12 protein-coding genes are annotated in these 16788 nt (G+C 62.4%); 9 read left to right on the forward strand and 3 right to left on the reverse strand.

Features of this window, described 5'->3' with window-relative positions:
• Positions 1–84: 84 nt before the first annotated feature.
• Positions 85–978, reverse strand: a complete 894-nt coding sequence (locus OU997_RS09800; protein WP_267809767.1) for a LysR family transcriptional regulator — start codon at positions 976–978, stop codon at positions 85–87.
• Positions 979–1019: 41 nt separating this feature from the next.
• Complete coding sequence (gene yrfG, locus OU997_RS09805; protein WP_267809768.1) at positions 1020–1682, reverse strand: GMP/IMP nucleotidase; 663 nt, start codon at positions 1680–1682, stop codon at positions 1020–1022.
• A gap of 133 nt (positions 1683–1815) precedes the next feature.
• Between yrfG and nudE the strand changes: the two genes are divergently transcribed.
• Together nudE and cysQ are read left to right on the forward strand one after the other, a co-directional pair.
• Positions 1816–2382 carry an ADP compounds hydrolase NudE gene (nudE, locus tag OU997_RS09810; protein WP_267809769.1) on the forward strand — a complete coding sequence of 189 codons (567 nt, stop codon included), beginning with the start codon at positions 1816–1818 and terminating at the stop codon, positions 2380–2382.
• Positions 2383–2390: 8 nt separating this feature from the next.
• Positions 2391–3212, forward strand: coding sequence for a 3'(2'),5'-bisphosphate nucleotidase CysQ (cysQ, locus tag OU997_RS09815; RefSeq protein WP_267809770.1), 822 nt, complete (start codon positions 2391–2393; stop codon positions 3210–3212).
• 49 nt (positions 3213–3261) lie between these two features.
• On the opposite strand, the gene OU997_RS09820 is transcribed toward cysQ, so the two are convergent.
• Positions 3262–5172 carry a beta-ketoacyl synthase gene (locus OU997_RS09820; protein ID WP_267809771.1) on the reverse strand — a complete coding sequence of 637 codons (1911 nt, stop codon included), beginning with the start codon at positions 5170–5172 and terminating at the stop codon, positions 3262–3264.
• Between the two features lie 242 nt (positions 5173–5414).
• On the opposite strand from OU997_RS09820, the gene OU997_RS09825 reads away from it, so the two are divergent.
• The 7 genes from OU997_RS09825 to OU997_RS09855 all read left to right on the forward strand — a co-directional run bounded on the left by OU997_RS09825 (position 5415) and on the right by OU997_RS09855 (position 16757).
• The gene (locus tag OU997_RS09825) at positions 5415–7064 is read left to right on the forward strand and encodes an acyl-CoA synthetase (RefSeq protein WP_267809772.1); all 1650 of its coding nucleotides are present in this window, start codon (positions 5415–5417) and stop codon (positions 7062–7064) included.
• 110 nt (positions 7065–7174) lie between these two features.
• A complete protein-coding gene (locus OU997_RS09830) occupies positions 7175–8176 on the forward strand; it encodes an extracellular solute-binding protein (RefSeq protein WP_267809773.1) in 1002 nt (333 codons plus the stop codon).
• Between the two features lie 182 nt (positions 8177–8358).
• On the forward strand, positions 8359–9975 hold the full coding sequence (locus tag OU997_RS09835) for an ABC transporter permease (protein WP_267809774.1): 1617 nt from the start codon (positions 8359–8361) through the stop codon (positions 9973–9975).
• A 181-nt stretch (positions 9976–10156) separates the two neighbouring features.
• Positions 10157–11239, forward strand: a complete 1083-nt coding sequence (gene gcvT / locus OU997_RS09840; protein WP_108487905.1) for a glycine cleavage system aminomethyltransferase GcvT — start codon at positions 10157–10159, stop codon at positions 11237–11239.
• Positions 11240–11380: 141 nt separating this feature from the next.
• Positions 11381–11770, forward strand: a complete 390-nt coding sequence (gene gcvH / locus OU997_RS09845) for a glycine cleavage system protein GcvH (protein ID WP_267809775.1) — start codon at positions 11381–11383, stop codon at positions 11768–11770.
• A 313-nt stretch (positions 11771–12083) separates the two neighbouring features.
• Positions 12084–14390, forward strand: a complete 2307-nt coding sequence (locus tag OU997_RS09850; protein ID WP_267809776.1) for an Orn/Lys/Arg decarboxylase N-terminal domain-containing protein — start codon at positions 12084–12086, stop codon at positions 14388–14390.
• Positions 14391–14456: 66 nt separating this feature from the next.
• Positions 14457–16757, forward strand: coding sequence for an Orn/Lys/Arg decarboxylase N-terminal domain-containing protein (locus tag OU997_RS09855; RefSeq protein ID WP_267809777.1), 2301 nt, complete (start codon positions 14457–14459; stop codon positions 16755–16757).
• Positions 16758–16788 lie beyond the last annotated feature (31 nt).

The following is a 16788-nucleotide window of genomic DNA, read 5'->3' on the forward strand; positions in this document are numbered from 1 at the left end:
CTAGGCCGCTCTAACGGGGGCGTCTAATCGCTGTTGCCGATCTTGTGATCGACAGCATCTATCAAGGCTTCAAGCCTGAGCCTTTCAACCTGTCGCGCCCGGTAAAAGTGTCTGCGCTTCGGCAAAGCAGGCTTCGGCCAGGGCCGAGCGCGGTGCGCTGCGGCGCAGGATCAGGCCCAGCGGGGCGAGGGTGTGGGCGTCCTCAATCGGCGTGAGCGCCAAGTGCTCGGTGAACTCGGCCAGGCCGCCGTTGAGCGGCATGATCGCGCAGCACAGCCCGGCGCTGACCGCTTGCAGCAGTTGATGTACGGCATCGGTTTCCAGTCGTGGGCTGGGCGTCAGGCCACGGGAGCGGAAGCTGTGGTCGATGGACTGGCGAAAATGCATGCCGGCCGAAAGCAGCCCGAGGGGTAGGTCGATCAGGCTTTCCCAGCGCAGGGACGGGTCGGTGAACTGAAAATGTCGACGGTCATGCAGCAAGCCCATGCGCGTTTCCGCCAGCTCCAGGCTGTCGAAGTGTTCCGGGTTGAGGCGATCAAGGTAGGACAGGCCAAGGTCGAGCTGATTACGCCCAAGGCGTTCGAGTATTTCCTCGCTGCTCAGGGCAAACAACTGAAAGCGCAGCCCGGCATGCTGCTCAGCGAAAAACTGCACCAGGCGCATCGGATCGAAACCGGCCAGTGGCACCACGCCCAAACGCAAGGTGCCGACCAGCTGGCCACGGCAGGCGGCCGCTTCGGCATACAGGCCATCGTGCGCGGCCATCAGGCTGCGCGCCCAGGCCAGAATGCGCTCACCCTCGGCACTGAACCCTTCGAAACGTTGGCCACGGCGCACCAACTCAAGGCCCAGTTCGTCTTCCAACTGACGCAAGCGCATCGACAGGGTTGGCTGGGTGATATGGCAACGCGCGGCGGCCTGGCCAAAGTGGCGGGTTTCATCCAGGGCGATGAGGAATTTCAGCTGTTTGATATCCATGATGCATCCTCAACGTCCTAGGGCGGCCAACGGGTATGAGGTTAAAGCCCCTGCACCAGTGCGCGGTAGTCTTCGACGGCTGCAAATTCCTCGGTGTCCTTCGGCCCCGCCTGGCTATCGGGCTGGCGCACGGCGAGCAGGTGGCCGACGCCAAAGCGCCCGGCGCTGCGCAGGATTGGCAGGCTGTCATCGATAAACAAACTGCGCGCCGGTGTGAAGCTGATGTCCTGCTGCAGGGCGTGCCAGAACTGCTGGTCTTCCTTGGGGAAGCCATAGTCGTGGGAGCTGATCAGCCGGTCGAAGTAGGGCGCCAGTTCGATGCGTTCCAGCTTCAGCGACAGCGAGTCGCGGTGCGCGTTGGTAATCATGACCACCTGCTTGCCGGCCTGGCGCAGGGCCTGAATAAAGGTGTCGGCGTCGGGGCGCAGGGCGATCAGGTGCGCGACTTCGCGCTTTAGGTCGCGGATCGACAGGTTCAGCTCACGGCTCCAGAAATCCGTGCAGTACCAGTTGAGCGTGCCGGCGTGCTCGCGAAACAGCGGCAGCAGTTCGGCTTCGGCCAGCGCGCGGCTGACACCGTGGTGCTCGGCATAGCGCTGCGGCAGGTGCTGCAACCAGAAGTGGTTGTCGAAGTGCAGGTCTAGCAAGGTGCCGTCCATATCCAGCAGGACGGTGTCGATGGCGTTCCAGGGCAAGGCAGGCATGCGCAGTTCTTCTGGTAGATGCGCAGGCGGTCGCGATTTGCGCCGTGGGCGTCGTGATCGCGCAATCTCCTACGCAGATAATAGGAAAAGCCGCGCTATGATAACCCGCTATGTCCTGCCCAGGAGCCGCCCCATGCGTCAGAAACCCACCGTACTCGCTCGCGAAATTGTCGCCAGCAGCCGCTTGTTCCGCGTTGAGGAGCTGCAACTGCGCTTCAGCAACGGCGTGGAGCGCACCTACGAGCGGCTGGTGGGCAAGGGTTCCGGCTATGGTGCGGTGATGGTGGTGGCGATGGTCGATGCCGAGCACGCGCTGCTGGTCGAGGAATACTGCGGCGGCACCGATGACTATCAGTTGTCCCTGCCCAAAGGGCTGATCGAACCGGGCGAGGACGTGCTGGACGCGGCCAACCGCGAGCTGAAAGAAGAAGCCGGCTTTGGCGCGCATAAGCTTGAGCTGCTGGCCGAGCTGAGCCTGTCGCCGGGTTATATGAGCCAGAAGATTCAGGTGGTGCTGGCCTCGGACCTCTATGAAGAACGCCTGCCGGGCGATGAGCCCGAGCCGATGCGCGTCGACCAGACCAGCCTGCGCGAGCTGTCGAGCTTGATCCAGCATCCTCAATTTACCGAAGGTCGCGCCCTGGCGGCGTTGTACCTGGCCCGCGATGTACTGACTCAGCGTGGGATCTTTAAACCATGAGCCAAACCATGCCCCATCCGCTGATCCCTGCTGTGATTGAACTGGTGCGTCAGGCTGGCGCGGCAACATTGCCGCATTGGCGCGCCGATGTGACGGTGAATGAAAAAGCCGATGCGTCGCCGGTCACGGCTGCCGACATGGCCGCGCACCATATTCTGAATGACGGCCTGCTGGCCTTGGCGGCTGACATTCCGGTGCTGTCCGAAGAAGCGGCCGATATTGCCCTGAGCACCCGTACGCAGTGGTCGCGCTGGTGGCTGGTTGACCCGCTGGATGGCACCAAGGAATTTATCGCTGGCTCCGAGGAGTTCACCGTCAACGTCGCGTTGATCGAACAGGGTCGCGTGGTGTTTGGCGTGGTCGGCATTCCGGCCACCGGCCAGTGCTATTACGGCGGTGCCGGTCTTGGGGCTTGGCGCGCGGATGCGGCAGGTACGGCTGAGCCGATTCGTGTGCGTCTGGCCCCGCAGGAGGCCTTTACTCTGGTGGCCAGCCGCCGCCATTCCAGCCCGGCGCAGGAAGCGTTGTTGACCGGGTTGAGCGAGCGCTTTGGTGATCTGCAACTGGCCAATGTCGGCAGCTCGCTGAAGTTCTGCCAGCTGGCTGAAGGCAACGCCGATTGCTACCCGCGCCTGGCGCCGACCTCGCAGTGGGACACCGCGGCGGCGCAAGGCGTGCTGGAAGGGGCGGGCGGCGAGGTGCTGACTCTTAAGGGCGAGGCGCTGACCTATGAGGCGCGCGAGTCGTTGCTCAATCCGTATTTTCTGGCGCTGCCAGCGGCCGCTGCCTGGCGCGCCGAGCTGATCCAGCTGGCCCGCGCGTTGGATTAAGACGTGGCCGTAGGATGGGTTAGCCGCAGGCGTAACCCATCACTGACGTTCAGTCGAGCATATCGCCGTAGCGTTCGTCCTTCTTGAACACCAGCGGCTGGGCAAAGCCCGGTACCTTGATCTGCTCGCAGTTGATCTCGATCTGCTTATCGTCGATCAGGTCGTTGCCGAAGTTATAGATAATCCCCAGATCCCCCAGCAGCGCCTGCGCGTCGTAGGCCTGAGCGGTGTGGCGCGTGGCTTCGCGTCGCTGCAGGTAGGCAGCAAAGGCCGCTTCGCCGTGGCGCTTGCGCAGCATGCGTTCGGCCACATGCGGCGCCAGCAGCAGGGCGCTGGCGTTGTTGCCGCCAAAACCCTTGGAGTTGATTACGCACAGATCCAGCTGCTCGGGCGCGAGGGTGCGGTCGGCGGTGGCAAAGCTCAGGTGCTGTTGGTGCACGTCTTCGGCTACCGCGTCGATGGTCTTGATGCCGGGGATGATGCCGTACTTGAAGCTGCCCAGGGCGGAGATCACCTGATCACCACTGGCGGTGGCCAGGGAGTGGCCAACAAAGGCTTTCACCGCCGTCACCGGCCACTGCTTGATGGCGAAGGCGCTGGCCACGCGGTCGAGGATTTCCGATTCGGTCACCCGGTTGGCCGGGGTGCTGGAACCGTGGGCATGCACAAAGCTGCGCTCACGCACTGCGTCGATGCCCAACAGTTGCACGGCGCTGGCCACGGCCTTGGCCACGGTCAGGTAGTTGCCGGGGCCAGGGGCGGAGATGGACTTCTTGAAACCGTCGGCGTTGATAAACACATCCGGCACCGCGCCATGGATATCGGCGCCCAGCTCCAAGGCTAGGGCGTCGTCCATCAGCACCACGAACTGGCAGGCTTCGGCCAGGGTAAAGCCGCAGTTTTCGCCAAACGGGCGGCTGGCGCGGCGGAAGTCGACCGAATCCTTACCTTCGATCTGGCGCAGGCCGTCTTCGGTGGCCAGCGCGCCCATGGCGCCGTAACCCTCGATGCATTCCTGATTGATCGGCGCTTCGCTGTTGCCGACGATGGCCACCCGCGCCTTGCCCGAACTGATCAGCTCGATGCCTTTCTGCAGGTTATAAAGGAAGGTGGCGCAGGCGCCGGTGACGCTGCCGGTGGTGCCGACGCTGCCCAGTACATAGGCGTTGATAAAGTCCGCCGGCATGGTGTTCAGGCCCAGGGCCAACTGCTTGGCGGTGACGCGACCACCCTTGAGGCGCGACTGCATCAGGCCGCCGAAGCCGTTTTCGTCGAGCTGACTCATGATGCTGCCGGCAAACACCGCGACTTCGTCCGGCGCCACGTGCTGCATGATGGTCTGCCAATCGATGCCGATGGCGCGCAGGGCGTCGGTAACGCCGACAATGGTCATGGCCAGGCCGCGCGGATGGAAGCGCGCGTTGTACAGCTCGCTCGGTTCGAAGCCGCTGGGCAGCTGCCCGGCGGATTTCACCGGCAGGGCGCGGTAGCTGTCGACCTTGAATTCGCAGTTGTCGTGTAGGGTCACCAGTACTTCGCTGGCGTTTAACTCGTCCACCGTCCAGTCGGATGGCAGCGGCTCGGGCAGGTGCTTGCGCAGGGTGATAAAGCTCAGCGGCTGACCGGCGGTGGCGCTGATATCGATGGTCTTCTGCCAGTGCGCGGCGTCGACATCCAGGTGCTGCTTCTCGATACGACGCACCAGGGTCGAGGCGAGAATCTGCTCGGCGAAGCGGCTGTCGATCTCGGCCAGGCTCAGGGTGTTGCCGGCGTCATCCTGATAGTGGCCATCGACTACCTTGACCAGTTTCATCATCACCGCCAGACCGGCGAGGGTCTGCTGACGCGCCGGCGTGTTCATCGACTCGATTACAGTACGGCGGAAGCCATGGTGGAAGGAGCTGCGCCCGGCCGCGTTATAGCCACCAAAACCAACGATCACAGGTAAGCGTGAGGTCACTCGATAACTCCTTGAAAAGATAACGCCAGACAAACTGAGGTGAGGCTATGGCGGTTTGTCATGCTGCCGGAACGCTCTAGAACGCGTGGTGCGCCGTGGGTGAGCGTCCAGCATGGCTAGTTGGATGCCTATGCTGACGTGATTGCTGACTTGCGAGTCACGGTTTCGACCAAGGTCGCGCAGCGTTAAAACCCCAGCACTGTTAGGGTTTCTCCAGCCCGAGGTTCAGCTGGAGAACAACCATGCACAGCGTCAATCCCTACGAGTACGGTATGCCGCGCGATGCGGCGAATTTTCAGGCGCTCAGCCCGCTGAGTTTTCTGGAGCGCGCCGCCAGCGTCTATCCGCAGCGTTTGGCGCTGATCAACGGCCGCCTGCGTCAGACCTGGGGCGAAACCTACAGCCGCAGCATTCGTCTGGCCTCGGCGCTGGCCCAGCGCGGCATCGGCCTGGGCGACACGGTGGCGGTGATCGCGCCCAATGGCCCTGCGATGTTTGAAGCGCACTTCGGCGTGCCGATGTGCGGCGCGGTGCTGAATGCCATCAACACCCGCCTGGATGCCGAAGCCATCGCCTTTATCCTGCAACACGGCGAAGCCAAGGTGCTGCTGGTGGACAAGGAGTTCGGCGAACTGGCGCAGCGCGTGGTCGGCCATTTGCCACAGCCGCCGCTGGTGATTGGCATCGATGATGCGGAATACGCCGAGGGCCTGCTGATCGGTCAGGTGGAGTACGAGGCGCTGCTGGCCGAAGGTGATCCGGATTATGCCTGGCAGTTGCCGGCGGACGAGTGGCAGGCGATCTCCCTCAATTACACCTCGGGCACCACCGGCAACCCCAAGGGCGTGGTATACCACCACCGTGGCGCGCACCTGAATGCCCTGTCCAACGCCATGTGCTGGGACATGAGCCGCTTCCCGGTGTACCTGTGGACGCTGCCAATGTTCCACTGCAATGGCTGGTGCTTTCCGTGGGCGTTGGCGGCGTATGTCGGCGTTAACGTGTGCTTGCGCCATGTGCGCGCCGAAGCCATTTACCCGGCGATTGCCGAGCATGGCGTCGATCATTTCTGCGGCGCGCCGATTGTGCTGAATATGCTGGCCAACGCCGCCGATGATTTAAAGGCGCTGAAGACTCGTCCGGTTAAGGTGCTGACTGCTGGCGCTGCGCCGCCTGCGGCAGTGATCGAAGCCATGGAGGCGCTGGCGTTCCGCGTCACCCACGTCTACGGCCTGACCGAAACCTACGGCCCCAGCGTGGCCTGCGAGTGGAAAAGCGAGTGGGACAGCGAAACCCCTGAGCAGCGCGCGCGCCTGAAATCCCGCCAGGGCGTGCGTGCGCCGTTGCTCGACGGCTTGATGGTGGCCGATCCCGATACCCTGCAACCGGTGCCGAAAGACGGCCAGACCATCGGCGAGATCATGATGCGTGGCAACGTGGTGATGAAGGGCTACCTGAAAAACCCCTCAGCCACTGCCGAAGCCTTTGCCGGTGGTTGGTTCCACTCCGGCGACTTGGCCGTGTGGCACGCCGACGGCTATGTGGAGATCAAGGACCGCAGCAAAGACATCATCATTTCCGGTGGCGAGAACATCTCGTCCATTGAGGTGGAGGACGTGCTGTATCGCCATCCGCAGATCCTCGAAGCCGCCGTGGTGGCCATGGCCCATGCCAAATGGGGCGAAACACCCTGCGCCTTCGTCACCCTCAAACCGGGTGCCGAGCTGACGGCCGAGGAGGTGATTGCCTTCTGTCAGATGCGCATGGCGCGTTTCAAGGTGCCGGGCTGCGTGGTGTTTACCAGTCTGCCAAAGACCAGCACCGGTAAGGTGCAGAAGTTTGTCCTGCGCGAGCAGGCCAAGCAGTTGGCCGCGCAGCAGGCAGTGGCATAGGCGGATTGAAGGCACTTGTTACAGGTTTAAATAGATAACGAGTTGAGAACCTAAATGCCATTCACTAGTATTTGGCACCTTAACTCGTCTATACCAAGAGGCATTACACCATGCAGGTAAGCAAAGGCTTGTTCGCCGCACTCTCTCTCACCGCGTTGACCAGTACTGCGCAGGCCGCCGATGAAGTGGTGGTGTATTCCTCGCGTATCGACGAGCTGATCAAGCCGGTGTTCGATGCCTACACCGCGAAAACCGGGGTCAAGGTCAAGTTCATCACCGACAAGGAAGCGCCGCTGATCGCCCGCCTGAAAGCCGAAGGCGCCAATACCCCGGCTGACCTGCTGATCACCGTCGACGCCGGCAACCTCTGGCAAGCCGAGCAGGAAGGCGTGCTGCAGCCGACTAAGTCCGAGCTGATCAACGCCAATATCCCCGCTCAGTACCGCTCGAGCACTGACAGCTGGACCGGCCTGTCGCTGCGCGCACGAACCATTTTCTATTCCACCGAGCGGGTTAAACCGAGCGAACTGAGCACCTACGAAGCCCTGGCCGACAAGAACTGGGAAGGCCGTCTGTGCCTGCGTACCAGCAAGAAGGTCTACAACCAGTCGCTGACCGCCACCCTGATCGAAACCCATGGTGCGGCCAAGACTGAAGAAATTATCAAGGGTTGGGTCAACAACCTGGCCACCGACGTGTTTGCCGATGACACCGCGCTGCTGCAGGCCATCGATGCTGGTCAGTGCGACGTCGGCATCACCAACACCTACTACTACGGCCGCCTGCATCAGCAGCAGCCTGATCTGAAAGTGAAGCCGTACTGGCCGAACCAGAACGACCGTGGCGTGCACGTCAACCTGGCCGGTGCCGGTGTGACCAAGCACGCACCGCACGCCGAAGCCGCACGCAAGCTGCTGGAGTGGATGACCACCGAAGAAGCGCAGACCATCTTCGCCGGCGTTAACCAGGAGTTCCCGGCCAACCCGGCGGTCGCACCGTCCAAGGAAGTCGCTGCTTGGGGCACCTTTAAGGCCGACTCGATCGCCACCGAAGTGGCCGGCAAGCGCCAGGCCGAAGCGACCATGCTGATGGATCGCGCGGGCTGGCAGTAAGCCTCAGGCTTTCGCCGCTCCAGCTCGTAGGATGGGTCGGACCGCGTAGGTCGAGCGCAGCGATACCCATCGAGTTCCGATGCGATGGGTATCGACGCTACGCGCCTCAACCCATCCTACCTCGTTATACTCGACGCCCCGGCCCAGTCCGGGGCGTTGTGTTTTCAGTCTGAGGAATTTGCGTGGCCCATCCTGCCCAGCGCCGCTGGTACCCCATCGCCCTTGCTGTTGCCTTGCTGGTGCTGCTGCCGCTGAGCGTGCTGCTGTTCAGCTGGCACGAGGTCGATCGGCAAATCTGGACGCACCTCTGGCAAACCCAGTTGCCGCGCCTGCTCGGCAATACCCTGGTATTGGTCTTCGGCGTAGGCGTTGGCGTGACGTTGCTTGGCGTGAGCCTGGCCTGGCTCACCAGCCTTTGTGAGTTCCCCGGCAGGCGCTGGCTGGACTGGGCGTTGATGCTGCCATTTGCCATTCCCGCTTATGTGCTGGCGTTCGTGTTTGTCGGCCTGCTGGATTTCGCCGGGCCGCTGCAAACCCTGCTGCGTGAGTGGTTCGGCAGCGGCGTGCGTTTTCCTCGGGTGCGCTCAACCGGTGGGGTGATCATCGTCCTGGTGCTGGTGTTCTATCCCTACGTTTACCTGCTCGCACGCAATGCCTTTCTGGCCCAGGGCAAGGGCTTGATGGAAGCCGCGCGAGTGCTCGGCCTGAGCCCCTGGCGGGCGTTCTGGCGTGTCGCTCTGCCGATGGCACGCCCGGCGATTGGCGCCGGTCTGGCGCTGGCCATCATGGAAACCCTGGCGGATTTTGGTGCCGTGTCGGTGTTCAACTTCGACACCTTCACCACCGCCATCTACAAGACCTGGTACAGCTTCTACAGCCTGACCAGCGCCACCCAGCTGGCCAGCCTGCTGCTGCTGGCGGTGATGCTGGTGCTCTATGGTGAGCGCCGCGCCCGGGGCTCGGTGCGTCCGGTGAATGAGCGGCCGCGCGGCAAGGCGTTGTATCACCTCAAGGGCGGCAAGGCGCTGGCCGCCAGTGCCTGGTGCGGGCTGGTGTTCGCCTGCGGTTTTGTTATCCCGGTGCTGCAGCTGATTGTCTGGTTCTGGCAGCGCGGCCGTTTCGATCTGGATGAGCGCTACAGCGCGCTGATCCTGCACACCCTCTATTTGGGCGCGATGGCTGCGCTGATCACCGTTAGTGTGGCATTGCTGCTGGCGTTCGCCCGGCGTCTGGCCCCGACACGCTTGATGCGTTCAACGGTCGGGCTGGCCAATCTGGGGTATGCCTTGCCCGGCTCGATGCTGGCGGTGGCCATCATGCTGGCGTTCAGTTACCTGGACCGCGAACTGGTGATTCCGCTGTCCAGCTGGCTGGGCGGTGCGGGCAAGCCGATTCTGCTCGGCAGCCTCTCGGCGCTGCTGCTGGCTTACATGATCCGCTTTATGGCGGTGGCCTACGGGCCGCTGGAAAACAGCCTGGCGCGCATTCGCCCCTCCTTGCCGGAAGCGTCGCGCAGCCTGGGTGTCGGCGGCGTTGGGCTTTTCTTCAAGGTCTACCTGCCCCTGCTGGTGCCGGGGGCGCTGTCGGCGGCGCTGCTGGTGTTTGTCGATGTGCTCAAGGAAATGCCCGCCACCCTGCTGATGCGTCCGTTTGGCTGGGACACGCTGTCGGTGCGGGTGTTTGAAATGACCAGCGAAGGCGAATGGGCGCGCGCCGCCTTGCCGGCGCTGACCCTGGTGCTGGTGGGTTTGTTGCCGGTCATTTTGTTGATCCGCCGCTCGGCCCGGCGCATCGGCTAGGGTGTGCGAGCCGCAGAGCGGCGTAATCCGCCGGCTGCCTAACAGGCAGCCAAGACCAAGATGACCGTCCCCGGTCTTGCCGCTACAATGCGCGCCATTCGCAGCGGCTGATCCTCTCGATAGCCCGTGCCAGCATCCGCACCGGTTGCCGCTGCACTGCCCAGCCCGCAAGGAGACACTGATGGGACAGCGCACACCGCTTTACGACCTGCACCTCGCTCTGGGGGCCAAGATGGTCGACTTCGGCGGTTGGGACATGCCGTTGCACTATGGTTCGCAGGTCGAGGAGCACCATCAGGTGCGCCGCGATTGCGGTGTGTTTGATGTGTCGCACATGACCGTGGTCGACATCACCGGCAGCCAGGCCAAAGCCTACTTGCAGCACCTGCTGGCCAACGACATCGGCCGCTTGCAGAGTGTCGGCAAGGCACTCTACAGCGGCATGCTCAATGAGCAGGGTGGCGTGGTCGACGACCTGATCGTCTACCTCACCGACGTGGGTTACCGCGTGGTGGTGAATGCCTCGACCCGCGACAAAGACCTGGCCTGGATGCACCTGCAGAGCGTTGACTTTGACGTGCAGGTGCAAGAGCACCGCGAGTTGGCGATGCTGGCCGTGCAAGGCCCGCAGGCGCGCAGCAAGACCGCCGAGCTGGTTAGCGGGCCGCGTGCTAGCCTGATCGAACGCCTCAAACCCTTTGAAGGCCTGCCGGAGGGCGACTGGTTTATCGCCCGCACCGGGTATACCGGTGAAGACGGTCTGGAAATCATGCTGCCGGCCAGCGAAGTGGTGGCCTTTCTCAATGAACTGGTCGGTGCCGGTATTCCCCCCATTGGTTTGGGCGCGCGTGACACCCTGCGCCTGGAAGCGGGGATGAACCTCTACGGTCAGGACATGGACGAAAGCGTCACGCCGCTGGCCTCGAACATGGCCTGGACCGTTGCCTGGGAACCGGCGGAGCGGGCTTTTGTCGGTCGCAGCGCATTGGCCAGGCAAGTCGCCGAAGGCGTCAGCAGCAAACTGGTTGGCCTGGTGCTGGAAGAACGTGGCGTGTTGCGCGCCCATCAGGTGGTGCGGGTTGAGGGCGTCGGCGAAGGTGAAATCACCAGCGGCAGTTTCTCGCCGACCCTGGGCAAATCCATCGCCTTGGCCCGTGTGCCGGCGGCAACCGGTGAGCGTGCCGAAGTGGAGATCCGCGGTAAGTGGTTCCCGGTGCGCGTGGTGAAGCCCAGTTTTGTGCGTAACGGCAAAGCCCTGATTTAGATTCTTGGTGGCCATGGACGGTCAGAAGCCGCGGCCTTGAGGCAGCGGACTAGGTTTTTAAAGACTTTCTTTCGGTATGGCCACGGCCTGCTAAATTTCCCTGACGGCGTGGTCGCCGTCATGTCAGATGAGGAACGACACATGAGCACTATCCCCGCCGATCTGCGTTACGCCGCCAGCCACGAGTGGGCGCGTCTGGAAGCTGATGGCAGCGTTACCGTGGGTATTTCCGATCACGCGCAGGAAGCCCTGGGTGATGTGGTTTTCATCGAGCTGCCGGAAGTGGGCAAAGCCCTCAGCGTCGGTCAGGAAGCCGGTGTGGTGGAGTCGGTCAAAGCTGCCTCCGATATTTATGCACCGATTTCCGGCGAAGTGATCGCAATCAACGATGGCCTGGCCGACAGCCCGGAAAGCGTCAACAGCGACCCGTACGGCAGCTGGTTCTTCAAACTCAAGCCGGCCGATGCCAGCGAACTGGACAAACTGCTCGACGCGGCGGCCTACAAAGCGGTCGCCGACAGCGACGCGTAAGCGGATCGTGTTCAACAAAGCCCTGCTCTGCAGGGCTTTGTTGTTTCTGGGCAGCTGCTTTACGGCATTAGGGTGCGTGCTGCGCTGATTCGTCTTGATCCCGCCGCCTCGATTCGCCAGCCCGAACGGTTGCAGCCGCCACGATGCGGACTAGGCTGTTGATCCATGTCATAGAAGCGTCGTGTGGTTGTCGCATAGTCTGTTGCACGTTTTTGGGAATCATTACCAATTTCGCTGTTCTGTACATCTTCAACAGGCGCACGCTTTCTGATGATCGATCTGGTTGGCGCCAAAGGACTGTGGAGGCAATGCAATGATTGGACGCACCAATAAAACCCTGAAAATGCGCGTGTTACTGGTGGATGACGACCTCGGCAACCCCGGCAGTATGCGCGGTCGCGTGCTGACCGAACTGGTTGATGAATTCGCTGAACGCAATGCTGAGCTGATCAAGGCCATCTCCTTTGATGATGCCCTGGCGGCCGTGGTCTCGGATGCGGCCTTGCATTGTGTGTGCGTCGACTGGACCTTGGGCAAGAACGACGAAGCCTCGCACGCTCAGGCGCTGGAATTGCTGCGCACCATTCGCCAGCGCAACGAGAACCTGCCCGTGTTTCTGCTGGCTGATCGCAATGCGAAAAAGAGCATCACCGTCGAGGCCATGGAACTGGCGGACGAGTTTGTCTGGATGCTTGAAGACACCGCGCCTTTTGTTGTCGGCCGCGTGATTGCCGCGATCAACCGTTACCTCGAACACTTGCTACCGCCCTTCACCGACGCGCTGCTGCGCTACACCAGCAAAGACGAGCATTCGTGGGCCGCGCCGGGGCATCAGGGCGGCATTGCCTTTACCAAATCGCCGGTTGGGCGGGTGTTTTTCGACTTTTTTGGTGAAAACCTGTTTCGTGCCGACAGTGGCATCGAGCGCGGTAACCTCGGCTCAGTGCTCGATCACAGCGGCCCGGTCGCGGACTCCGAAGCCTACGTGGCGCGCATCTTCGGGGCCCATGCCTCGTATTCGGTGCTCAATGGCACCTCAGGCTCGAACCGGGCGATCTTTATGGCCTGCGTCGGCGAAAACCAGTTCGCCCTGTGCGACCGCAATTGCCACAAATCCATTGAGCAAGGCTTGGTGCTGAGTGGCGGGCTGCCGCTGTACATGACGCCCACCCGCAACCGTTACGGCATCATCGGGCCGTTATTGCCCGCGCAGTTTGACCCGCAGCGCATCCAAACGGCGATTGCCAACCACCCGCTGCGCGCGCAGGCCAAGGGTGACAAAGCGGTCTACGCGGTGGTCACCAACTGCACCTATGACGGCATGTGCCTGCACGCCGAGCGCGCGGAAAATCTGCTGGCGCAGAGCAGCGACCGTATCCACTTCGACGAGGCGTGGTACGGCTACGCGCGCTTTAACCCGTTGTATCAGAATCGCTTCGCCATGCGCGGTGAGCCCAGCAGCCACAAGGCCGATGCGCCCACGGTGTTCGCCACCCATTCCACCCATAAGCTGCTGGCCGCGCTGTCGCAGGCCTCGTTCATCCATATTCGCAATGGCCGCAACCCGGTCGAGCACAGCCGCTTCAATGAGTCGTTTGTGATTCAGGCCAGCACCTCACCGCTGTATGCCCTGTTCGCCTCCAACGAAGTGGGCGCGGCGATGATGGACGGCAAGGGCGGCTACACCCTGACCCAGGACTCGATTCGCGAGGCCGTGGATTTTCGTCAGGCGCTGGCGCGCACCCACCGCGAGTTTGCCAGCCGTGGCGATTGGTTCTTCCAGCCGTGGAACGCGCCACAGGTCAACGACAGTAAAACCGGCAACCCGGTTGATTTCGCCGACGCCGACCCCGAGCAACTGGTCAGCGACCCGGCCTGTTGGACGCTGGAACCGGGTGCCTCGTGGCACGGCTTTGAGGGCCTGGAAGCCGGTTGGTGCATGCTCGACCCGATCAAGGTCGGCATCATGGTGCCGGGCATGGGGGCTGACGGGCACCTGCTTGAACAGGGCATTCCCGCGCCGATCCTCGGTGCCTTCCTCTATCGCAACAACATCGTGCCGTCGCGCATCACTGACTTTATGGTGCTGTGCCTGTTCAGCATCGGCGTGACCAAAGGCAAATGGGCCACCTTGATCAACGTGCTGCTGGCGTTCAAACGCCATTACGACAACAACACGCCGCTGCAACGCGTGCTGCCGGATCTGCTTGCGCAAAACCCAGAGCGTTATGCCGGCATGGGCCTGCGGGACCTGAGCAACGAGATGTTCGAGTACATGCGCAGCAGCCGCATGGATGCGTTGCAAGCGGAGGCCTTTGGCAACCTGCCGCACATCGAGACCACCCCACGCGCGGCGTTTCAGGCCTTGCAAGCCGGTGAGGCGCAACTGCTGCCCCTGCATCAGGCCGCCGGCCGGGTCACCGCCGTTGGCATCATGCCGTACCCACCGGGCATCCCGATTGTCATGCCCGGTGAGAACCTGGGGCCGCTGGATGGCCCTTGGATTCGTTATATCCAGGCCCTGCAGAATTGGGGCAACCACTTCCCCGGTTTTGAGAAAGAAGTGGAGGGCGCCGTGCACAAAGACGGCGATTACCACTTCTGGTGCCTTAACCCGTAATCAGGCGCGGGTAAGCGCACCACGACGGTTACCCGCGCAGCGGTATTTATTGAGAAGGAGTTCTGTATGAGTCACGCCAAGTTGCCGTTACCGGCCTCACTGGCCCAGCGTTACCCCGTGCTGATTGTGGTTAATACCCTGGAAAACCCGGACAGCATTGTGCTGCGCAGCGCCGAGGAAGTCGCTGCCGCGTTGTTGCAGCAGGGCCTGGAGGTGGTGCGCGTCAGCTCGCTGGAAGATGCCGAAATCGCCTTTCGCGCCAACCCGGCCTATTGCTGTGTGATCCTCGGTTGGGGCGCTTGCGAGGGTAACCTGCCGCAGGCAATGAGCCTGATTCAGTTGATCCGTCAGCGCACCGCGCAGTTGCCGATCATGCTCGGCATGAGCCGCACCCATCATGGTCAGGTGCCGTTGGCGTTTATCGAAAATATCGACGGCTTTATCTGGCAGCCCGAGGACAGCCCGGAATTTGTCGCCGGGCGCATTGAGGCTGCTGCCCGGCGCTACCTGGACAGCATCCTGCCGCCGTTCTTTGGTGCGCTGGTGAACTTCGCCGACACCCACGAATACTCCTGGCACACACCAGGGCATACCGGTGGCACGGCCTTTATGAAAACCGCCGTGGGCCGTAGCTTTCTGGATTTTTACGGCGAACAGATGCTGCGCTCCGACCTCAGTGTGTCGGTGGGTGAACTGGGTTCGCTGAATGACCATTCCGGGCCGATTGCCGAAGCGGAAAAATACGCCGCGCGGGTGTTTGGTGCGGATTACACCTTTTTCTCGGTGGGCGGCAGCTCAGCCAGTAACGAGATCGTCCTGCATTCAGCGGTGACCGATGGCGATGCGGTGCTGGTCGACCGCAACTGCCACAAGTCGCTGAACTACGCGCTGAATATGTCCGGCGCGGTGCCGCTGTACCTGCGCCCTCGGCGTAATGCGCGCGGGCTGATCGGCCCGGTGCCACGCAGCGAGCTGACGCCTGAGGCGGTGGCGCAGAAAGTGGCCGAAAGCCCTCTGTTGGCGGGCAAGGCGGTGCAGCCGGTGTTGGCCGTGCTGACCAACTCGACCTATGACGGCCTGTGCTACAACGTGCAGACCACCACCCGCGAGCTGAGCCGCAGCGTCGACCGGATTCATTACGACGAAGCCTGGTACGCCTATGCGCGCTTTAATCCCTTGTATGAAGGCCGTTACGGCATGCACCGCGGCGAGCGGCATGCCGACGACGCCACGGTGACCGTCACCCACTCCACCCACAAGCTGCTGGCGGCGCTGTCGCAGGCGTCGATGATCCATATCCGCTCGGGCAAGGTGCCGGTCAAACCGGCGCTGTTCAACGAAGCCTTCATGATGCACACCTCGACCTCGCCGCAGTACAGCATCATCGCTTCCACCGATGTGTCGGCGAAGATGATGGACGACGCTGGCGAGTACCTCACCGACGAGTCGATTGCCGAAGCGATTGGCTTTCGTCAGGCCATGGTGCGTCTGGGCAACGAAGTCCGCACACGCAACCCACAGGACTGGTGGTTTGGCGTGTGGCAGCCGGATGAAGTCAACGGCATCCCCTTCGCCGATATCGACCCGCAGGCCTTGCGTCATGGCGATGCCTGGGTGCTCAGGCCAGAAGCCAGTTGGCATGGTTTCGGTGATCTGGGCAGCGACTACTGCATGCTCGACCCGATCAAAGTCACGGTGCTGACGCCCGGGCAAACGCTGCAAGGGCAGATGCAGGCCAGCGGCATTCCCGCGCCGCTGGTGTCATCCTTCCTCGCCAGCCGTGGCATCGTGGTGGAAAAAACCGAGCCGTACTCGATTCTGCTGTTGTTCAGCCTGGGCGTGACCAAGGGCAAGTGGGGCTCGCTGGTGGCTGGGTTGCTGGAGTTCAAGAAACACTACGACCACAACGCCTCGCTGGAGTTGGTCATGCCCGAGCTGGTCGCCAACTACCCGGCGCGCTACAGCGGCATGGGCCTGAAAGACCTGGCCGACGCCATGCATGCGGACATGCTCAGCTCCAAGTTGCTGCACAACATGGACGCCGCCTTCAGCTTGCTTCCCGATGTGGTGTCGTCGCCACGCACCACCTTTGCCAGCCTGGTTAAAGGGCAGATTGAGCAGATCGCCGTGCGTGACATGCAGGACCGCACCGTGGCCGTGCAGATCGTGCCGTATCCGCCGGGCATTCCGCTGATGATGCCGGGCGAGAAGGCCGGCGCAGACAAGCAGGCGATCATTGACTACCTGCTGGCCATGGAGCTGTTCGACAGCCATTTCCCCGGCTTTGAGCATGACAACCATGGCGTCGAGATTGAGCGTGATGCGCAGGGCGGGCTGGTCTACAAGGTCTATGTGGTCAAACAGTAAGCCCCTGAGCCCGTTAACCACCTCGCTGAGG

This window comes from Pseudomonas sp. SL4(2022), assembly GCF_026625725.1.
In the GTDB taxonomy this organism is placed as follows: Bacteria; Pseudomonadota; Gammaproteobacteria; order Pseudomonadales; family Pseudomonadaceae; genus Aquipseudomonas.